Here is a 21,017-nt window from a genome sequence, read left to right on the forward strand (position 1 = left end):
AGAGCTGGAACACGATGAGCACGTCCCCCAACAAGTACGTCGAGGCGCTGCGGTCGTCCCTGAAGGAGATCGAGCGGCTGCGCAAGCAGAACGAGCAGCTGGTCGCCTCGGCGGCGGAGCCGATCGCCGTCGTCGGCATCGGCTGCCGCTTCCCCGGCGGCGTCGCCTCCCCCGAGGACCTGTGGGAGCTCGTCGCCCAGGGCCGCGACGTCATCGGCCCGTTCCCGACCGACCGCGGCTGGGACCTGGACCGGCTGGCGGGCGGCGGCGAGGGCAGCAGCCTCGCCCAGGTCGGCGGCTTCCTGCGGGACGCCGCCGGCTTCGACCCCGGCTTCTTCGGCATCTCGCCCCGCGAGGCCGTCGCCATGGACCCGCAGCAGCGCATCCTCCTGGAGATCGCCTGGGAGGCCCTGGAGCGGGCCGGCATCGACCCCTCCACGCTGCGCGGCAGCCGCACGGGCGTGTTCATGGGCACCACGGGCCAGGACTACGCGGAGGTCATCAAGGCGTCCGACGAGGACGCCGAGGTGTACTCCACCACCGGTCACGCCGCCAGCGTGATCTCCGGCCGGCTCTCCTACTTCCTGGGCGCCGAGGGCCCGGCGGTCACCGTCGACACCGGCTGCTCCTCGTCGCTGGTCTCCCTGCACCTGGCCGTCCAGGCACTGAGGGGCGGCGAATGCTCCATCGCTCTGGCGGGCGGCGCGTCCGTCATGGCGACGCCCCACCCGTTCATCGCGTTCACCTCACAGAGCGGACTGGCCGCCGACGGCCGCTGCAAGCCGTTCTCCGACGACGCCGACGGCACCGGCTGGGCCGAGGGCGCCGGCCTGTTCGTCCTGATGCGGCTGTCCGACGCCCAGCGCGAGGACCGCACGGTCCTCGCCGTGCTGCGCGGCTCCGCCATCAACCAGGACGGCGCCTCCAACGGCCTCACCGCCCCCAACGGCCCGTCCCAGCAGCGCGTCATCCGCGCCGCCCTGGACAGCGCGCACCTGACCGCCGCGGACGTCGACGCGGTCGAGGCGCACGGCACCGGCACCACCCTCGGCGACCCGATCGAGGCCCAGGCGCTGCTCGCCACCTACGGCCAGGACCGCGAACGGCCGCTGTGGCTCGGCTCCGTCAAGTCGAACATCGGTCACGCCCAGGCCGCCTCCGGCGCCGCCGGCGTGATCAAGATGATCATGGCGATCCAGCACGGCGTCCTGCCGCAAAGCCTCCACTCCGACCGGCCGACCGGCAACGTCGACTGGACCGCGGGCGCGGTCGAACTCCTCGACCGCGCCGTCGACTGGCCCGAGACCGGCCGCGCCCGCCGGGCCGGTGTGTCCTCCTTCGGCATCAGCGGCACCAACGCCCACCTCATCCTCGAACAGGCCCCCGCCGCGCCCGAGCGCCCCGCCCCGGACCCCGCCGTCCGCCCCGCGCTCGTCCCGTGGACCCTGTCCGGCCGTACCGCCGCCGCGCTCGACGCCCAGCGCGAGCGCCTCGCCGCCCACCTCGCGGGCCACCCGGGCGCCGACCCGCTCGACATCGGCTTCGCGCTCGCCGACGGACGCGCCACCTTCGAGCACCGTGCCGTCCTGCTCTGCGCCGGCACCGACGCCGCCGGCGCCACCGAGATCGCCCACGGCTCGGTCGACGACGGCGCCTCGGCCGTCCTGTTCTCCGGCCAGGGCTCCCAGCGCCTCGGCATGGGCCGTGAACTGCACGCCCGCTTCCCGGTGTTCGCCGAGGCCTTCGACGAGATCGCCGCCCTCCTCGACCGCCACACCGACCGCCCGTTGCGCGAGGTCGTCTGGGGCTCCGACGCCGGCCTCCTGAGCGAGACCGGCTGGACCCAGCCCGCGCTGTTCGCCGTCGAGGTGGCCCTCTACCGCCTCGTCTCCTCCCTGGGCGTCACTCCCGACTACGTCGGTGGCCACTCCATCGGCGAGATCGCCGCCGCCCATGTCGCCGGGGTGCTGTCGCTGGAGGACGCCTGCCAACTGGTCGCTGCCCGCGCCCGCCTGATGCAGGAGTTGCCGCGGGGCGGTGCGATGCTCGCGGTGCGGGCCACCGAGGAGGAGGTCGTCCCGCACCTCACGGAGCGGGTCTCGATTGCCGCGGTCAACGGGCCGTCGTCGGTGGTGGTCGCCGGTGCCGAGGACGAAGTCGCCGCGATCGCCGCGCACTTCGAGGCGCAGGACCGCAAGACCACCCGGCTGCGGGTCAGCCACGCCTTCCACTCGCCGCTCATGGACCCGATGCTGGAGGAGTTCCGCCGCGTCGCCCAGGGCCTCACCTACCACGAGCCCCGCATCCCGGTCGTCTCCAACCTGACCGGCGCCATCGCCGACCCCGCCGACCTGTGCACCGCCGACTACTGGGTCCGCCACGTCCGCGAGGCCGTCCGCTTCGCCGACGGCGTCACCACCCTCGCCGCCCGCGGCGTCACCACCCTTCTCGAAGTCGGCCCCGACGGCGTGCTGTCCGCGATGGCGCAGGAGTCGCTGCCCGAGGGCACCACCGCCGTCCCGCTGCTGCGCAAGGACCGCCCCGAGGAGGAGTCCGCCCTCACCGGACTCGCCCGGGTGCACGTCCGCGGCCTCACCGTCCGCTGGGCCCGCCTCTTCGACACCACCGGTGCCGGGCGCGCCGACCTGCCCACCTACCCCTTCCAGAACCAGCGGTTCTGGCCGTCCGCGGGCCGCTCCACCCAGGACGTCACCGCCGCCGGACTCGGCTCCGCCGACCACCCGTTGCTCGGCGCGGCCGTCGAACTCGCCGACGACGAAGGGTTCCTGTTCACCAGTCGGCTCTCCGTCCACTCCCACCCCTGGCTCGCCGACCACGGTGTCCAGGGCCGTGCCCTGCTGCCCGGCACCGCCTTCGTCGAACTCGCCATCCGCGCCGGCGACGACGCCGGCTGCGACCGCGTCGAGGAACTCACCCTCGCCGCCCCGCTGGTGCTCCCCGAGCGCGGCGCCGTCCAGCTCCAGGTACGGGTGGGTGCCCCCGACCCCGCGGGCCGCCGCCCGCTCGGCATCTTCTCCCGGGTCGAGGACGGCTTCGACCTGCCCTGGTCGCAGCACGCCACCGGCGTCCTCACCACCGGGGCCGGCGCCCCCGACGCCGCCTTCGACGCCACCGTCTGGCCGCCCGCCGGAGCCGAGCGGGTCGACCTCGACGGCTGCTACGAGCGCCTGGCCGGCCTCGGCTTCGACTACGGGCCCGCCTTCCGTGGCCTGCGCGCCGCCTGGCGCCGCGGCACCGACGTGTTCGCCGAGGTCGCCGTCCCCGAGAACGCCGGCACCGACCCCGCCGACTTCGGCCTGCACCCCGCGCTCCTGGACGCCGCCCAGCACTCCGCCGCCTACACCGACCTCGGCGCCATCAGCCAGGGCGGGCTGCCGTTCGCCTGGCAGGGCGTGCACCTCGCCGCCTCCGGCGCCACCACCGTCCGCGCCCGGATCACCTCCGTGGGCGAGGACACCGTCTCCATCGCCGTGTACGACACCGCGGGCGGCACCGTCCTGTCCGTGGACTCCCTGGTCTCCCGCGCCGTCCCCAAGGACACCCCCGGCACCGCGGGGGCCGTCCACCGCGACTCCCTCTTCCAGGTCGAGTGGACCCCGCTGCGGAACCTGCCCGGGCAGCTTCCCGATACTGTCGCCCTCGTCGGCGCCGACCCGGCCGGCCTCGCCGACGCGCTGCGCGCCACCGGCGTCCACGTCACCACCCACATCGACCTGGCCGCCCTGGCCGCGGACACCGCTCCGGTGCCCGAGACCGTGCTCACCGCCCTGCCCGGCGAGCAGGACACCCCGGCCGCCGACGCCGCCCACACCACCACCGCGGCCGTACTCGGCCTGGCCCAGCACTGGCTGACGGAGGACCGGTTCGCCGACGCCCGGCTCGTCCTCGTCACCCGCGACGCCACTGAGGGCCGCGACCTCGCGGCCGCCGCGGCCGCCGGTCTGATCCGCACCGCCCGCACCGAGAACCCCGGCCGCCTCGCGCTCCTCGACCTCGCCACCCCCGCCGCCCCCGAGGCCCTGGTGGCGGCCCTGGCCGCCGCGTACGACGAACCCGACCTCGCCGTACGCGGCTCCGACGTCCTCACCGCCCGGCTGACCCGGGTGCCCGCGCCCGGCACCCCCGCCGACTGGAACCCGGACGGCACCGTCCTGATCACCGGCGGCACCGGCGGACTCGGCGGCGTCCTCGCCCGCCACCTCGTCACCGAACACGGCGTCCGCCACCTGCTGCTCGCCAGCCGCCGCGGCCCAAACGCCGACGGCGCCCGCGCCCTCGTCGACGAACTCACCGGACACGGCGCCTCGGTCGACGTCGCCGCGTGCGACGTCACCGACCGGGAGGCGCTCGCCGCCCTCCTCGCCCGGGTGCCCGCCGCGCACCCGCTGAGCGCCGTCGTGCACACCGCCGGTGTGGTCGACGACGGTGTCATCGGCTCCCTCACCCCCGAGCGCCTCGACACCGTGCTGCGGCCCAAGGCCGACGCCGCCTGGCACCTGCACGAGCTCACCCGGGACCTGGACCTCGACGCGTTCGTGCTCTTCTCGTCCGTCGCCGCCACCCTCGGCAGCCCCGGACAGGGCAACTACGCGGCCGGCAACGCCTTCCTCGACGCGCTCGCCGTCCACCGCAAGGCCCTCGGACTGCCCGCCACCTCCCTCGCCTGGGGCCCCTGGACCCAGAGCGTCGGCATGACCAGCACGCTGTCCGACATCGACGTCGACCGCATCGCCCGCTCCGGCATGCCGCCGCTCACCGTCGAGCAGGGCCTCGCCCTCTTTGACGCGGCCCTCGCCACCGGCGGGCCCGCCCTCCTGCCGGTCCGCCTCGACCTGGCCGTGCTGCGTACCCAGGGTGAGGTCGCGCCGCTGCTGCGCGGTCTGATCCGCGCCACCGTGCGCCGCGCCGCCGCCCAGGTGTCGGTGACCGCCGACAGCCTCGCCCAGCGACTGGCCGGCCTGGACGCCGCCGCCCGCCGCGAGACCCTGGTCGGCCTGGTCCGCACCCAGATCGCCCAGGTCCTCGGCCACGCCGACGCCGACCAGGTGGAAGCCGCCCGCCAGTTCCAGGACCTCGGCTTCGACTCGCTGACCGCGGTCGAACTGCGCAACGGACTCAACGCCGCCACCGGACTGCGGCTGCCCGCGACCATGGTGTTCGACTACCCGACCCCGAACGCGCTCGCCGACCACCTGAGCGACGAACTCCTCGGCACCGGCGACGACACCCCCCTGCCCACCCCCGCCGACGCCCTCCCGGCCACCACCGACGACCCGATCGTCATCGTCGGCATGGCCTGCCGCTACCCGGGCGGCGTCACCTCTCCCGAGGACCTGTGGCGCCTGGTCGGCGAGGGCGCCGACGCCACCGGCCCGTTCCCCGTCAACCGCGGCTGGGACGTCGACAACCTCTACGACCCGGACCCCGACCGCCCCGGACACACCTATGTGCGCGCCGGCGGGTTCCTGCACGACGCCGGTTCCTTCGACGCCGACTTCTTCGGCATGAGCCCGCGCGAGGCACTTTCCACCGACTCCCAGCAGCGCCTGCTGCTCGAGCTGTCCTGGGAGGCCGTCGAGCGGGCCGGCATCGACCCGCTCAGCCTGCGCGGCAGCCGCACCGGCGTCTTCGCCGGCGTCATGTACAACGACTACGGCACCATCCTCACCGGCGACGAGTACGAGGCCTTCCGCGGCAACGGCAGCGCCCCCAGCGTCGCCTCCGGCCGTGTCTCGTACACCCTGGGCCTGGAGGGCCCCGCCGTCACCGTCGACACCGCCTGCTCCTCCTCCCTCGTCGGCATGCACCTCGCCGCCCAGGCACTGCGCACGGGGGAGTGCACGCTCGCCCTGGCCGGCGGCGTCACCGTCATGTCGACGCCCAGCACCTTCGTCGACTTCTCCCGCCAGCGCGGCCTCGCCGCAGACGGCCGCTCCAAGGCGTTCGCCGAGGCCGCCGACGGCGTCGCCTGGTCCGAGGGCGTCGGCATGCTCGTCCTGGAGCGCCGGTCCGACGCGATCCGCAACGGCCACGAGATCCTCGCCGTGCTGCGCGGCTCCGCCGTCAACCAGGACGGCGCCTCCAACGGCCTGACCGCCCCGAACGGCCCGTCCCAGCAGCGCGTCATCCGCCAGGCCCTCGCCAGCGGCGGACTGTCCCCCGAGGACGTCGACGTCGTCGAGGCGCACGGCACCGGCACCACCCTGGGCGACCCCATCGAGGCCCAGGCCCTCATCGCCACCTACGGCCGCGACCGCGACCCGGAGCGCCCCCTGTGGCTCGGCTCCGTGAAGTCCAACATCGGCCACACCCAGGCCGCCGCGGGCGTCGCCGGTGTCATCAAGATGATCATGGCGATGCGGCACGGTGTGCTCCCGCGGACCCTGCACGTGGACGCCCCGTCCTCATACGTCGACTGGGACGCCGGTGCCGTCGAACTGCTCACCGAGCAGACGGAGTGGCCCGAGACGGACCGGGTGCGTCGCGCCGCTGTCTCCTCCTTCGGCATCAGCGGCACCAACGCCCACGTCATCATCGAGCAGCCGGCCGCCACCCCCGCCCCGGCAGCCCCGCGCGGCCCCGCCGAGGAACTCCCGGCCGCCCCCTGGCCGCTGTCCGCGAAGACCCCCGAGGCCCTGCGCGACCAGGCCGCCCGGCTGCTCGCCCATGTCGAGGACCACCCCGAGACCCGCCCGGCCGACATCGCGTACTCGCTGCTCACCAGCCGCTCCGTCTTCGACCACCGCGCCGTCGTCCTCGGCGCCGACCGCACCGAGGCGCTCCGCGCCCTCGCGGCCCTCGCCGCCGGGACCGACGACAGCGCACTGCTGACCGGCACCGCCCGCGGCGGACGCACCGCGTTCCTGTTCTCCGGACAAGGCTCCCAGCGCCTCGGCATGGGCCGTGAGCTGTACGGCAGGGTTCCCGTGTTCGCCGAGGCCCTGGACGCCGTACTCGCCGTCCTGGACGGCGAGTTGGACGGTTCGCTGCGGGAGGTGATGTGGGGTGAGGACGCCGGTCTGCTGAATGAGACCGGATGGACCCAGCCCGCCCTGTTCGCGGTCGAGGTCGCGCTCTACCGGCTGGTGGAGTCCTGGGGCGTGAGGCCGGACTTCGTGGCCGGCCACTCCATCGGCGAGATGGCCGCCGCGCACGTCGCCGGTGTGCTCACCCTGGAGGACGCCTGCCGTCTCGTCGCCGCCCGCGCGGCCCTCATGCAGGCGCTGCCCGAGGGCGGCGCCATGATCGCCGTCGAGGCCACCGAGGACGAGGTCCTTCCGCTCCTCACCGACGACGTCTCCATCGCCGCCGTCAACGGACCGTCGTCCGTGGTCGTCTCCGGCACCGAGGACGCCGCACTCGCGGTCGCCGGGCACTTCACCGAGCGGGGACGGCGCACCAGCCGGCTGCGGGTCAGCCACGCCTTCCACTCGCCGCTCATGACCCCGATGCTCGACGAGTTCCGGGCCGTGGCCGAGGAGTTGGCGTTCGCGGCGCCGGTGATTCCGGTGGTGTCGAACCTGACCGGTGCTCTCGCCACGGCCGAGGAGCTGTGCTCGGCGGACTACTGGGTGCGTCACGTCCGCGAGGCCGTACGGTTCGCCGACTGCGTCGGCACCCTCGTCGAGCACGGCGTCACCACCTTCGTCGAACTCGGCCCCGACGGTGTGCTGTCCGCCATGGCACAGCAGTCCGCCGCCGAGGACGCCGTCACCGTGCCGTTGCTGCGCAAGGACCGGGACGAGGAGCAGTCCCTCGTCACCGCCCTGTGCCGGCTGCACGTCCACGGCGTCGACGCCGACTGGACGTCCGCGTTCACCGGCGGCGGGGCCGCCCGCGTCGCCCTGCCGACCTACGCCTTCCAGCACCGCTGGTTCTGGCCCGCGGCCCGAGCGGCGCACCCGCACGACATGCGCGCCGCCGGACTCGGCTCCGCCTCCCACCCGCTGCTCGGCGCCGCTGTGGAACTCCCCGGCGGGGAGGGCGTGTTGCTCACGGGCCGTCTGTCGCTTCAGTCCCACCCGTGGCTGGCCGACCACGCCGTGACGGGCACTGTCCTGCTGCCCGGCACCGCCTTTGTCGACCTCGCGATCCGTGCGGGTGACGAGGTCGGCTGCGGTCGGGTCGAGGAACTCACCCTCGCTGCGCCGCTGGTGCTTCCGCAGGACGGCGCCGTGCTGATCCAGGTTCGTGTGGGCGGTGCTGATGATGGTGGGCGGCGCGCCATCACGGTGCACGCCCGTCCCGGGGACGCCACCGATGGCGTCTGGACGCTGCATGCCTCGGGCACCCTGTCCGACGCCGCCCCCGCAGGCACCGGCTTCGACAGCAGTGTGTGGCCGCCTGTCGGTGCGGAGACCGTTGACGCTGAGGGCTGCTACGAGCGTTTCGCCGCTCATGGCTTCGCCTACGGTCCGCTCTTCCAGGGCCTTACGGCGGCCTGGAGGGCCGGTGAGGCCCTGTATGCCGAGGTCTCGCTGCCCGAGGAGGGCACCGAGGACGCGGCCGGTTTCGCCGTGCATCCCGCACTGCTCGACGCCGCCCTGCACCCGGCGTTGCTCACCGACGACGACGGTGGTCTTCCGTTCTCGTGGGAGGGCGTCAGCCTGGATGCTTCGGGTGCGACGGCGCTGCGCGTGCGTCTTGCTCCGGTGGGTGAGAACGCGCTGTCCGTGACCGCGGTGGACCCGGCCGGCCGGCCCGTGGTCTCCGTCGCCCGGCTGCTCGCCCGCCCGGTCGACGCCGGCCGGCTGACGAACGACGCCGGACACCTGCGCGACGCGCTCTTCCGGCTGGAGTGGACTCCGCTTCCGCTGCCGGAGGGCACGGGCTCTGCGAGCCTCGCCCTGCTCGGCCCGGACACCGACGACCTGGCCGAAGCCCTCGGCGACGGCGCTGTCCGGTATGCGACCCTCGCCGACCTGCTCGCGGCCGATGTGCCGGTACCCGGTGCGGTACTGGTTCCGCTGACGGCCGGTGCCGATGTTGATGACACGCCGGGCTCCGTGCACAGCCGGGCCGCCGCGGCGTTGGGTCTTCTTCAGGAGTGGTTGGCGGAGGACCGGTTCAGTGGTTCCCGTCTGGTCCTCGTCACTCGCGGTGCCGTCGCCACTGACGACGCCCCGGCGACTGACCTTACTGCCGCTGCGGTGCTGGGTCTGGTCCGCTCCGCGCAGACCGAGAACCCGGGTGCCTTCGGGTTGGTCGACCTCGACGGTGCCTCTGACTCCGTCCTTGAGCGCGCGCTGGCCCTGGACGAGCCGCAGCTCGCGCTGCGTGGCGGTCGTGCTCTTGTCGCTCGTCTGACCCGTGCCGCCGCCGATCCCGCTGCCGAGGCCGTGTGGTCGTCGGAGGGAACGGTGCTGGTGACGGGTGGAACGGGTGGTCTGGGTGGTCTGGTGGCCCGTCACCTTGTCACGGAGCGGGGGGTGCGGCGTCTGCTGCTGACCAGCCGTTCCGGTCTGGCTGCCGCAGGCGCTGGCGAGTTGGTGGCGGAGCTGGAGGGGCTGGGTGCCGAGGTCTCGGTGGCGGCGTGTGATGTCGCCGACCGGGATGCGGTGGACGCGCTGGTCGCGGAGCACCCGCTCACGGCGGTCGTGCACACGGCGGGTGTTCTCGATGACGGTGTGCTCGGCTCGCTGACCGGCGAGCGGCTTGCCACCGTGCTGCGGCCCAAGGTGGACGGCGCCTGGAACCTGCATGAGGCGACGCGTCACCTGGATCTGGACGCGTTCGTGGTCTTCTCGTCGGTTGCTGGTGTGTTCGGTGGTGCGGGCCAGGCCAACTACGCGGCCGGCAACGCCTTCTTGGATGCTTTCGCCGCTCACCGCCAGACCCTCGGTCTGCCCGCCACTTCCCTCGCCTGGGGTCCCTGGCAGCAGGGTGCGGGCATGACGGCCGGGCTCGATGAGCGTGATGTCCGCCGGGCCGCCGAGTCCGGAATGCCGCTCATCACCATCGAGCAGGGCCTTGCCCTCTTCGATGCGGCCCTCACCACCGGTGAGGCCGCTCTCGTCACCAGCCGCATGGACCTCGCCGCCTTCCGGGGTCGGTCGGAGATCCCGGCTCTTCTGCGCGGACTGATCCGTACCCCCGTGCGCCGCGCCGCCGCGACCGGGGCTGCCGAGGGCGCCGACGCCGGACTCGTCCAGCGACTCGCCCGGCTCGACCGCGAGCAGCGCCACGAGGTCCTGCTCGACCTGGTCCGTGCGAGCGCCGCGCTGGTTCTCGGCCATGCCGCCGGATCCGATATCGACGCCGACCGTGCCTTCCGTGACCTCGGCTTCGACTCCCTCACCGCGGTCGAACTCCGCAACCGTCTGCGCACTGCCACGGGTCTGCGCCTGTCGGCCACCATGGTCTTCGACCATCCCACGCTGTCCGCGCTGGCCGACCACCTGCACACCGAGTTGTTCGGCGCCGAGGCCGAGACACTGACCCCCGTCACGCTGTTGCCGTCGACGGAGGACGACCCGATCGTGATCGTCGGCATGGCCTGCCGCTTCCCGGGCGAGGTCGCCTCGCCCGAGGATCTGTGGCGCCTGGTCAGCGAGGGCACCGACGCCATCTCCGACTTCCCGGCCAACCGCGGCTGGAACGTGGAGAACCTGTACCACCCGGACCCCGAGCACACCGGCACCTCGTACACCCGCTCCGGCGGATTCCTGCACGACGCGGGCGACTTCGACCCCGGCTTCTTCGGGATGAGCCCGCGTGAGGCGCTGGCGACGGACTCCCAGCAGCGTCTGCTGCTGGAAACCTCCTGGGAGGCCATCGAGCGGGCCGGTATCGACCCGCACAGCCTCCGTGACAGCCGCACCGGCGTCTTCGCCGGCGTCATGTACCACGACTACGGCAGCCTGTTGAGCGGCAAGGAGTTCGAGGGCTTCCAGGGCCAGGGCAGCGCGGGCAGCGTGGCCTCCGGCCGTGTGTCGTACACCTTCGGCTTCGAGGGTCCGGCCGTCACGGTCGACACCGCCTGCTCGTCCTCCCTGGTCGCCCTGCACTGGGCCGCCCAGGCCCTGCGGTCGGGCGAGTGCTCGCTCGCCCTGGCCGGCGGTGTGACCGTCATGTCGACGCCCAGCACGTTCATCGAGTTCTCCCGCCAGCGGGGTCTCGCTCCCGACGGCCGCTCCAAGGCGTTCGCCGAGTCGGCGGACGGTGTCGGCTGGTCCGAGGGCGTCGGCATGCTCCTGCTGGAGCGCCAGTCCGACGCGATGCGCAACGGTCACGAGATCCTCGCGGTCGTCCGCGGCTCCGCCGTCAACCAGGACGGTGCCTCCAACGGCCTGACGGCTCCCAACGGTCCGTCCCAGCAGCGGGTGATCCGCCAGGCCCTCGCCAGCGGTGGACTCTCGACCGGCGACGTGGACGTCGTCGAGGCGCACGGAACGGGTACGACGCTGGGTGACCCGATCGAGGCCCAGGCCCTGCTCGCCACCTACGGCCAGAACCGCACCGACGAGCAGCCCCTGTGGCTCGGCTCGCTGAAGTCCAACATCGGACACACGCAGGCCGCGGCCGGTGTCGCCGGTGTCATCAAGATGGTCATGGCGATGCGCCACGGCGTGCTGCCGCGCACCCTGCACGTGGACGCCCCGTCGTCCCACGTCGACTGGACCGAAGGCACCGTCGAGCTGCTCACCGAGCAGACGGAGTGGCCCGAGACGGACCGAGTGCGCCGCGCCGGTGTCTCCTCCTTCGGTATCAGCGGTACCAACGCCCACGTCATCCTGGAACAGCCGGTCGCCGCACCGGCACCGGAAACGACCGGTGCCGGCGGCGGCGAACCCGCTGTCGTCCCGCTGGTCCTCTCCGGCAAGTCGCCCGACGCGCTGCGCGACCAGGCCGCCCGCCTCCTCGACACGGTCCGCGAGCGCAGGGCGCTGCGCCCGCTCGACCTCGGCTACTCGCTGGCGACCAGCCGTTCCGCGTTCGACCACCGCGCCGTCGTCCTGGCCACCGGCCGGGAGGACGCCCTCCGCGCCCTGACCGCCCTCGCCGACGGCGAGGCGGATTCCGCTGCCGTCACCGGTCGTACCCGCACCGGACGCCGTGCGGTGCTGTTCTCGGGTCAGGGTTCGCAGCGGCTGGGGATGGGCCGTGAGCTGTATGGCCGGTTCCCGGTGTTCGCTGAGGCTCTGGATGCCGTACTGGCTTTCCTGGATGGTGAGTTGGGTGGTTCGCTGCGGGAGGTGATGTGGGGTGAGGACGCCGGTCTGCTGCATGAGACGGGGTGGACTCAGCCCGCTCTGTTCGCCGTTGAGGTGGCGCTTTATCGGCTGGTGGAGTCGTGGGGTGTGAGGCCGGACTTCGTGGCTGGTCACTCGATCGGTGAGATCGCTGCCGCGCACGTGGCTGGGGTGTTCTCGCTGGAGGACGCCGCTCGCATGGTGGCTGCCCGTGGTCGTCTGATGCAGGCGCTGCCGGCCGGTGGCGCGATGGTCGCCGTCCAGGCCACCGAGGACGAGGTCATCCCGTACCTCACCGACCAGGTGTCGGTCGCTGCCGTCAACGGGCCTACGTCGGTGGTCGTTTCGGGTGAGGAAGGTGCCGTGCTGGAGGTCGCGGCGCGGTTCGAGCCGGAGGGCCGCAAGGCGACGATGCTGCGGGTGTCGCACGCGTTCCACTCGCCGTTGATGGATCCGATGCTGGACGAGTTCCGGGCGGTGGCCGAGGAGTTGTCGTACGCCGCCCCGGTGATTCCGGTGGTGTCGAACCTGACGGGTTCCCTGGCCGCGGCCGAGGAGCTGTGCTCGCCCGAGTACTGGGTGCGCCACGTCCGTGAGGCGGTCCGCTTCGCCGACGGCGTGGCCACGCTCGAAGAGCAAGGGGTGACCACCTTCCTGGAGCTGGGTCCGGACGGAGTCCTCTCCGCGATGGCCCAGGAGTCGCTGACCGGCGACGACACCGTCACCGTCCCGGTCCTGCGGAAGAACCGCGACGAGGAGGCCGCTGCCCTGACCGCCCTCGCCGCCCTGCACACGGCGGGCCTGCGGCTCGACTGGAACGCATTCTTCGCCGGCACCGGCGCCACCCGCGTCGACCTGCCGACCTACGCGTTCCAGCACACCACCTACTGGCCCAGCGGCACGCACTCCGCCGCCGCGGTCGTCAGCCTCACCTACGCCGGACACCCGCTGCTCAACGGCTCGGTGGAACTCGCTGAGGGCGAAGGCGTGCTCTTCACCGGTCGTCTTTCTCTTCAGTCGCACCCCTGGCTCGCCGACCACGCCGTCATGGGCACCGTCCTGCTGCCGGGCACCGCTTTCCTGGATCTCGCGATCCGCGCGGGTGACGAAGTCGGCTGCGATCGGGTCGAGGAACTCACCCTTGCCGCGCCGCTGGTGCTTCCGCAGGACGGCGCAGTCCTGCTCCAGGTCCGTGTGAGTGGCGCCGATGATGGTGGTCGGCGCTCTGTCACCGTGCACTCGCGCCCTGAGGAAGCTACGGACGGTGCCTGGACGCTGCACGTCACTGGCACGTTGGCGACAGGCGGCAGCGCTGCCGAAGCCGGCTTCGACAGCAGTGTGTGGCCGCCTGTCGGTGCGGAGACCGTTGACGCTGAGGGCTGCTACGAGCGTTTCGCCGCTCGTGGCTTCGTCTACGGTCCGCTCTTCCAGGGCCTTACGGCGGCCTGGAGGGCCGGTGAGGCCCTGTATGCCGAGGTCTCGCTGCCCGAGGAGGGCACCGAGGACGCGGCCGGTTTCGCCGTGCATCCCGCACTGCTCGACGCGGCCCTGCACCCGGCGTTGCTCACCGATGATGACGGTGGTCTTCCGTTCTCGTGGGAGGGCGTCAGCCTGCACGCCTCCGGCGCCACCGCGCTGCGTGTCCGCCTCGCCCCGGCGGGTGCGAACGGGATGTCCGTGACCGCCGTCGACCCCGCCGGCCGGCCCGTGGTCTCCATCGACCGGTTGCTCGCGCGCCCGGTCGACGCCCACCAGGTGTCCAGCGACGCCGGACACCTGCGTGATGCGTTGTTCCGGCTGGAGTGGACGCCGGTCCCGCTGCCGGAGGGCACCGGTTCCGCGGGTGTTGCCCTGCTGGGTCCGGACACGGACGACCTCGCTGATGCCGTGGGCGTTGACGCTGTCCGGTATGCGACCCTCGCCGATCTACTGGCGGCCGATGCGCCCGTTCCCGGTGTTGTACTGGTTCCGCTGACGGCCGGTGCCGATGTTGATGACACGCCGGGCTCCGTGCGCAGCCGGGCCGCCGCGGCGTTGGGTCTTCTTCAGGAGTGGTTGGCGGAGGACCGGTTCAGTGGTTCCCGTCTGGTCCTCGTCACTCGCGGTGCCGTCGTCACTGACGACGCCCCGGTGACCGACCTTGCCGCTGCTGCGGTGTTGGGTCTGGTCCGTTCCGCGCAGACGGAGAACCCGGGTGCCTTCGGGTTGGTCGACCTCGACGCCGACGGTGTCTCCGACTCCGTTCTCACCCGTGCCCTCGCCCTGGACGAGCCGCAGCTCGCGCTGCGTGGTGGTCGTGCTCATGTCGCTCGTCTGACCCGTGCCGCCGCCGACTCCGCCGCCCAGGTTGCCTGGTCGTCGGAGGGGACGGTGCTGGTGACGGGCGGTACGGGTGGTCTGGGTGGTCTGGTGGCCCGTCATCTGGTGGCCGAGCGGGGGGTGCGGCGTCTGCTGCTGACCAGCCGTTCCGGTCTGGCTGCCGCAGGCGCTGGCGAGTTGGTGGCGGAGCTGGAGGGGCTGGGTGCCGAGGTCTCGGTGGCGGCGTGTGATGTCGCCGACCGGGATGCGGTGGACGCGCTGGTCGCGGAGATTCCGGCGGAGCACCCGCTTGCTGCGGTAGTGCACACGGCCGGTGTTCTCGACGACGGCATCTTCGCCTCTCTCACCCCCGACCGTCTCGACTTCGTGCTGCGGCCCAAGGTGGACGGCGCCTGGAACCTGCACGAGGCGACGCGTCACCTGGATCTGGACGCGTTCGTGGTCTTCTCGTCGGTTGCTGGTGTGTTCGGCGGCGCGGGCCAGGCCAACTACGCGACCGGCAACGCCTTCTTGGATGCTCTCGCCGCTCACCGCCAGACCCTCGGCCTGCCCGCCACTTCCCTCGCCTGGGGTCCCTGGCAGCAGGGTGCGGGCATGACGGCCGGGCTCGACGAGCGTGATGTCCGCCGGGCCGCCGAGTCCGGAATGCCGCTCATCACCATCGAGCAGGGCCTTGCCCTCTTCGATGCGGCCCTCACCACCGGTGAGGCCACTCTCGTCACCAGCCGCATGGACCTCGCCGCCTTCCGGGGTCGGTCGGAGATCCCGGCTCTTCTGCGCGGACTGATCCGTACCCCCGTGCGCCGCGCCGCCGCGACCGGGGCTGCCGACGGCGCCGACGCCGGACTCGTCCAGCGACTCGCCCGGCTCGACCGCGAGCAGCGCCACGAGGTCCTGCTCGACCTGGTCCGTGCGAGTGCCGCACTGGTTCTCGGCCATGCCGCCGGATCCGATATCGACGCCGACCGTGCCTTCCGTGACCTCGGCTTCGACTCCCTCACCGCGGTCGAACTCCGCAACCGCCTGCGCACTGCCACGGGTCTGCGCCTGTCGGCCACGGCGATTTTCGACCATCCCACGCTGTCCGTGCTCGCCGACCATCTGCTCACCGAGTTGTTCGGCGCCGAGGCCGAGACACTGACCCCCGTCACGCTGTTGCCGTCGACGGAGGACGACCCGATCGTGATCGTCGGCATGGCCTGCCGCTTCCCCGGTGACGTCGCCTCACCCGAGGATCTGTGGCGCCTGGTCAGCGAGGGCACGGATGCCATCTCCGACTTCCCGGCCAACCGCGGCTGGGACGTCGACTCCCTGTACGACCCTGACCCGGCCCACACCGGCACCTCGTACACCCGCTCCGGCGGATTCCTGCACGACGCCGCGGAGTTCGACGCCGACTTCTTCGGGATGAGCCCGCGTGAGGCGCTGGCGACGGACTCGCAGCAGCGTCTGCTGCTGGAGACCTCCTGGGAGGCCATTGAGCGAGCCGGTATCGACCCGCAGAGCCTGCGCGGCAGCACGACCGGTGTGTTCGCCGGCGTCATGTACCACGACTACGGCAGCCTGTTGAGCGGCAAGGAGTTCGAGGGCTTCCAGGGCCAGGGCAGCGCGGGCAGCGTGGCCTCCGGCCGTGTGTCGTACACCTTCGGCTTCGAGGGTCCGGCCGTCACGGTCGACACCGCCTGCTCGTCCTCCCTGGTCGCCCTGCACTGGGCCGCCCAGGCCCTGCGGTCGGGCGAGTGCTCGCTCGCCCTGGCCGGCGGCGTGACCGTCATGTCGACGCCCACCGCCTTCGTCGAGTTCTCCCGCCAGCGGGGTCTGTCGCCCGACGGCCGGTGCAAGGCGTTCTCGGACTCGGCGGACGGTGTCGGCTGGTCCGAGGGCGTGGGCATGCTCCTGCTGGAGCGCCAGTCCGACGCGATCCGCAACGGCCACCGTGTTCTCGCCGTGGTTCGTGGTTCCGCCGTCAACCAGGACGGTGCCTCCAACGGCCTGACGGCTCCCAACGGTCCGTCCCAGCAGCGGGTGATCCGCCAGGCGCTTGCCAGCGGTGGACTCTCGACCGGCGACGTGGACGTCGTCGAGGCGCACGGAACGGGTACGACGCTGGGTGACCCGATCGAGGCCCAGGCCCTGATCGCCACCTACGGCCAGAACCGCCCGGAGGACCGTCCCCTGCTGCTCGGCTCCGTGAAGTCCAACCTGGGGCACACGCAGGCCGCGGCCGGTGCCGCCGGTGTCATCAAGATGATCATGGCGATGCGCCACGGTGTACTGCCCCGCACCCTCAACATCACCGAGCCGTCCTCGCACGTCGACTGGAGTGCCGGTGCCGTCGAGCTGCTCACCGAGCAGACGGAGTGGCCCGAGACGGACCGGGTGCGCCGCGCCGGTGTCTCCTCCTTCGGTATCAGCGGTACCAACGCCCACGTGATCCTGGAACAGCCGGCAAGGGTGGTTCAGGGCACGGTGGTTGCCGCTGCGGTGCCGGAGGCGGACGTGGTCGAGCCCGCGGTGGTGCCGTGGGTGCTGTCCGGCAAGTCGCCTGAGGCGCTGCGCGACCAGGCCGCCCGCCTGCTCACGCACGTCCGTCTGACGCCCGGACTGCGCCCCGCCGACGTGGCACTTTCCCTCGTGACCCAGCGTTCCCTGTTCGCCCACCGTGGCGTGGTGCTGGCCACCGAGCACGAGGAGGCGGTGCACGCCCTGGCCGCCCTCGTGTCCGGCGAGCCCCACCCCTCCGTCGCCACCGGCAGCCCCACGTCGGGCCGTTGTGCGGCACTGTTCACGGGTCAGGGTTCGCAGCGGTTGGGGATGGGTCGTGAGGTGTATGGCCGGTTCCCGGTGTTCGCCGAGGCCTTGGATGCCGTTCTCGCCGTTCTGGATGGTGAGTTGGGTGGTTCGCTGCGGGAGGTGATGTGGGGTGAGGACGCCGGTCTGCTGAATGAGACCGGGTGGACCCAGCCCGCGCTGTTCGCTGTCGAAGTCGCCCTCTACCGGCTGGTGGAGTCCTTCGGAGTCACGCCGGACTTCGTGGCTGGTCACTCGATCGGTGAGATCGCTGCCGCGCATGTGGCCGGGGTGTTCTCGCTGGAGGACGCGGCCCGCTTGGTGGCGGCTCGTGGTCGTCTGATGCAGGCGTTGCCGGCCGGTGGCGCGATGGCCGCCGTCCAGGCCACCGAGGACGAGGTCACCCCGTACCTCACCGACCAGGTGTCGATCGCCGCACTCAACGGACCGACGTCCGTAGTGGTGTCGGGCGTCGAGGGTGCCGTACTGGAGCTGGCCGCGCGGTTCGAGGCGGAGGGCCGCAAGACCACCCGGCTGCGGGTGTCGCACGCGTTCCACTCGCCGTTGATGGATCCGATGCTGGACGAGTTCCGGGCGGTGGCCGAGGAGTTGGCGTTCGCGGCGCCGGTGATTCCGGTGGTGTCGAACCTGACGGGTTCCCTGGCCGCGGCCGAGGAGCTGTGCTCGCCCGAGTACTGGGTGCGCCACGTCCGTGAGGCGGTCCGCTTCGCCGACGGGGTGGCCACGCTCGAGGAGCAGGGTGTGACCACGTTCCTGGAGCTGGGTCCGGACGGGGTCCTGTCCGCGATGGCCCAGGAGTCGCTGACCGGCGACGACACCGTCACCGTCCCGCTGCTGCGCAAGAACGCGGCCGAGGAGCGCACGGCCCTGGCCGCCCTCGGGCGGCTGCACGCCACCGGCACCCGCGTCGACTGGGCCGGGTTCCTGGCCCTCACCGGCGCCCGCGCCCTCGAACTGCCGACCTACGCCTTCCAGCACCGGCCCTTCTGGCCCGCCGGCAAGCGCGACGCCACGGACGTCAACTCCGTCGGCATCAGCTCGGCAGCCCACCCGCTGCTCAACGCGGTCGTCGAACTCGCCGAGGGCGAGGACCTGGTCTTCACCGGGCGCCTGTCACTGCACTCGCACCCGTGGCTGGCCGACCACGCCGTCCACGGCACCGTCCTGCTGCCGGGCACGGCCCTGCTGGAGATGGCGGTCCGCGCGGGCGACGAGGTCGGCTGCGACCACGTCGTGGAACTGACCCTGGCCGCCCCGCTGGTCCTCTCCGCGCAGGGCGGGGTCCGCACTCAGGTGCGGATGGGCGTCGCGGACGCCGCCGGACGCCGTACCGTCACGGTCCACTCACGCCCGGAGCAGTCCACCGACGCCCCCTGGACCCAGCACGCCACCGGTGTCCTCGCCACCGGGCTCCCGACGGCCGCCGCGCCGTTCGACGCCACGGTGTGGCCGCCGGTGGACGCCGAGCCCGTCGACCTGACCGGCTTCTACGAGGCGCGCGAGGCCGACGGCTTCGCCTACGGTCCCGCCTTCCAGGGTCTGCGGGCCGCCTGGCGCCGCGGCGACGAGGTGTTCGCGGAGATCGCGCTGCCGGACGGCACACAGAAGGAAGCCGAGAGCTTCGGCCTCCACCCGGCACTGCTCGACGCCGGCCTGCACGCCGCCTGGCTCGCGGCCCCGGCCGGTGACGGCACGACCGGCAGCGTGCCGTTCTCCTGGAACGGCGTCTCGCTGCTCGCCTCCGGCGCCTCCTCCGTCCGCGTCCGGCTCGGCCGCGACACCGACGGCACGTTGACGCTGGCCGTCGCCGACACCACCGGCGCCCCCGTGGCCGCCGTCCGGGCGCTCACCATGCGCGCCGTGTCCGCGGAGGCGCTCAGCTCCGCCGCGGCACTCGTCCGCGACTCCCTGTTCCGCCTCGACTGGACCCCGGTCACGGGGACCGAGGCCACCCCGGCCGCGACCGCGGAGCCGACGGCGGAGATCGTCGGCGAGGATCCCTTCGGGCTCGTCGAGAGCCTGCGGGCGGCCGGCACCGAGATCGGCCGGCGCGCCTCCCTGACGGACGACGCCGAGTTGCCCGAACTGGTGCTGCTGCCCGTCGCCGCCCAAGAGCACGAGGCGGGGGCCGACACCCCGGCCGTCACCCATGCCCTCACCCGGCACGTGCTGGAGCTGGTGCGGACCCGCCTGGAGGACGAGCGTCACTCCGCCACGAGATTCGTCTTCGTGACCCGGGGCGCGACCACCGGCCACGACCCGGCCGCCGCCGCGGTCTGGGGCCTGGTGCGCTCCGCCCAGTCCGAGAACCCGGGCTGCTTCGGTCTGATCGACCTCGACCCCGAGACCACCCGTCCGCTCCCGCTCGCCGCCCTCCTGGGCGACGAACCTCAGCTCCGCCTCCAGGACGACGAGCTCCGTGCCGCCCGTCTGGTCCGTCGTCCCGCTTCCACTGCCGAGGCCGTTCGGGTGTTCGGTGGGGAGGGTGCGGTGTTGGTGACGGGTGGTACTGGTGGTCTGGGTGCGGTGCTGGCGCGTCATCTGGTGGCCGTGCATGGTGTGCGTGAGCTGGTTCTGGTCAGTCGTCGTGGTGGTGAGGCCGTGGGTGCGGCCGAGCTGGTGGCGGAGTTGGCGGAGTCGGGTGCGCGGGCGACGGTGGTGGCGTGTGATGTGACGGATCGTGGGGCGGTGGCCGAGTTGGTGGCCGCGCATCCGGTGTCGGCGGTGGTGCATTCGGCGGGTGTGCTGGACGACGGCATGGTCGCATCTCTTACTGCGGAGCGGCTGTCCGCCGTGCTGCGTCCGAAGGTGGACGCGGCGTGGAATCTGCATGAGGCGACGCGTGGTCTGGATCTGGACGCGTTCGTGGTGTTCTCGTCGGTCGCCGGTGTCTTCGGCAATGCGGGTCAGGCCAACTACGCGGCGGGCAACGCCTTCTTGGACGCCCTGATGGAGCACCGTCGTGCGGCCGGCCTGCCGGGTCTGTCGCTGGCCTGGGGCCCCTGGGAGCAGACCGGCACCGGCGGCATGACCGGCACACTCTCCGACGCGGAGCTCAAGCGGCTCGAGGCCTCCGGAGTGCCCCCGCTCGCCGTCGAGCAGGGTCTGACCCTCTTCGATGCCGCCCTGTCCACCGATGACGCCGCGCTCGTACCCGTCCGGCTCGACCTGCCCGCCCTGCGCGGTCAGGGCGATGTGCCGCCGCTGCTCCGTTCGTTGATCCGGGGCCGCTCGCGTCGTGCGGCGGTCGCGGGCTCGGCGACGGCGACCGGTCTGCGCGACCGGCTGGCCGCCCTGGACGCGGTCGAACGCCGGGAAGTGCTCGTGGACCTCGTCCGCGGCCAGGTCGCCCTGGTGCTCGGCCACGCCGACGCCACGGCCGTCCACCCCACGCGCGCCTTCCGGGACCTCGGCTTCGACTCGCTCACCTCGGTCGAACTGCGCAACCGCCTGAACACGGTCACCGGACTGCGCCTGCCCGCCACGATGGTGTTCGACTACCCGACCGTCGAGGTCCTGGTCGGCTTCATCCTGGACGAACTCCTCGGCACCGAAGCCGACATGCAGCTCGTGCAGAGCGGCACGGCGGCCGTGGCGGACGATCCGATCGTGATCGTGGGTATGGCCTGCCGCTATCCGGGCGGGGTGGCCTCGCCCGAGGATCTGTGGCGCCTG

At 72.7% G+C, this 21,017-nt stretch carries 1 protein-coding gene; it reads left to right on the forward strand.

All coding sequences use genetic code 11. The annotated features are described in order from the left end of the window. Nucleotides 1-14 precede the first annotated feature (14 nt). On the forward strand, nucleotides 15-21,017 hold a 21,003-nt coding region (locus ACIQMV_RS37210; RefSeq protein ID WP_402597509.1), incomplete at its 3' end, for an SDR family NAD(P)-dependent oxidoreductase.

It is taken from the genome of Streptomyces sp. NPDC091412 (genome assembly GCF_044756885.1).
GTDB lineage: Bacteria > Actinomycetota > Actinomycetes > Streptomycetales > Streptomycetaceae > Streptomyces.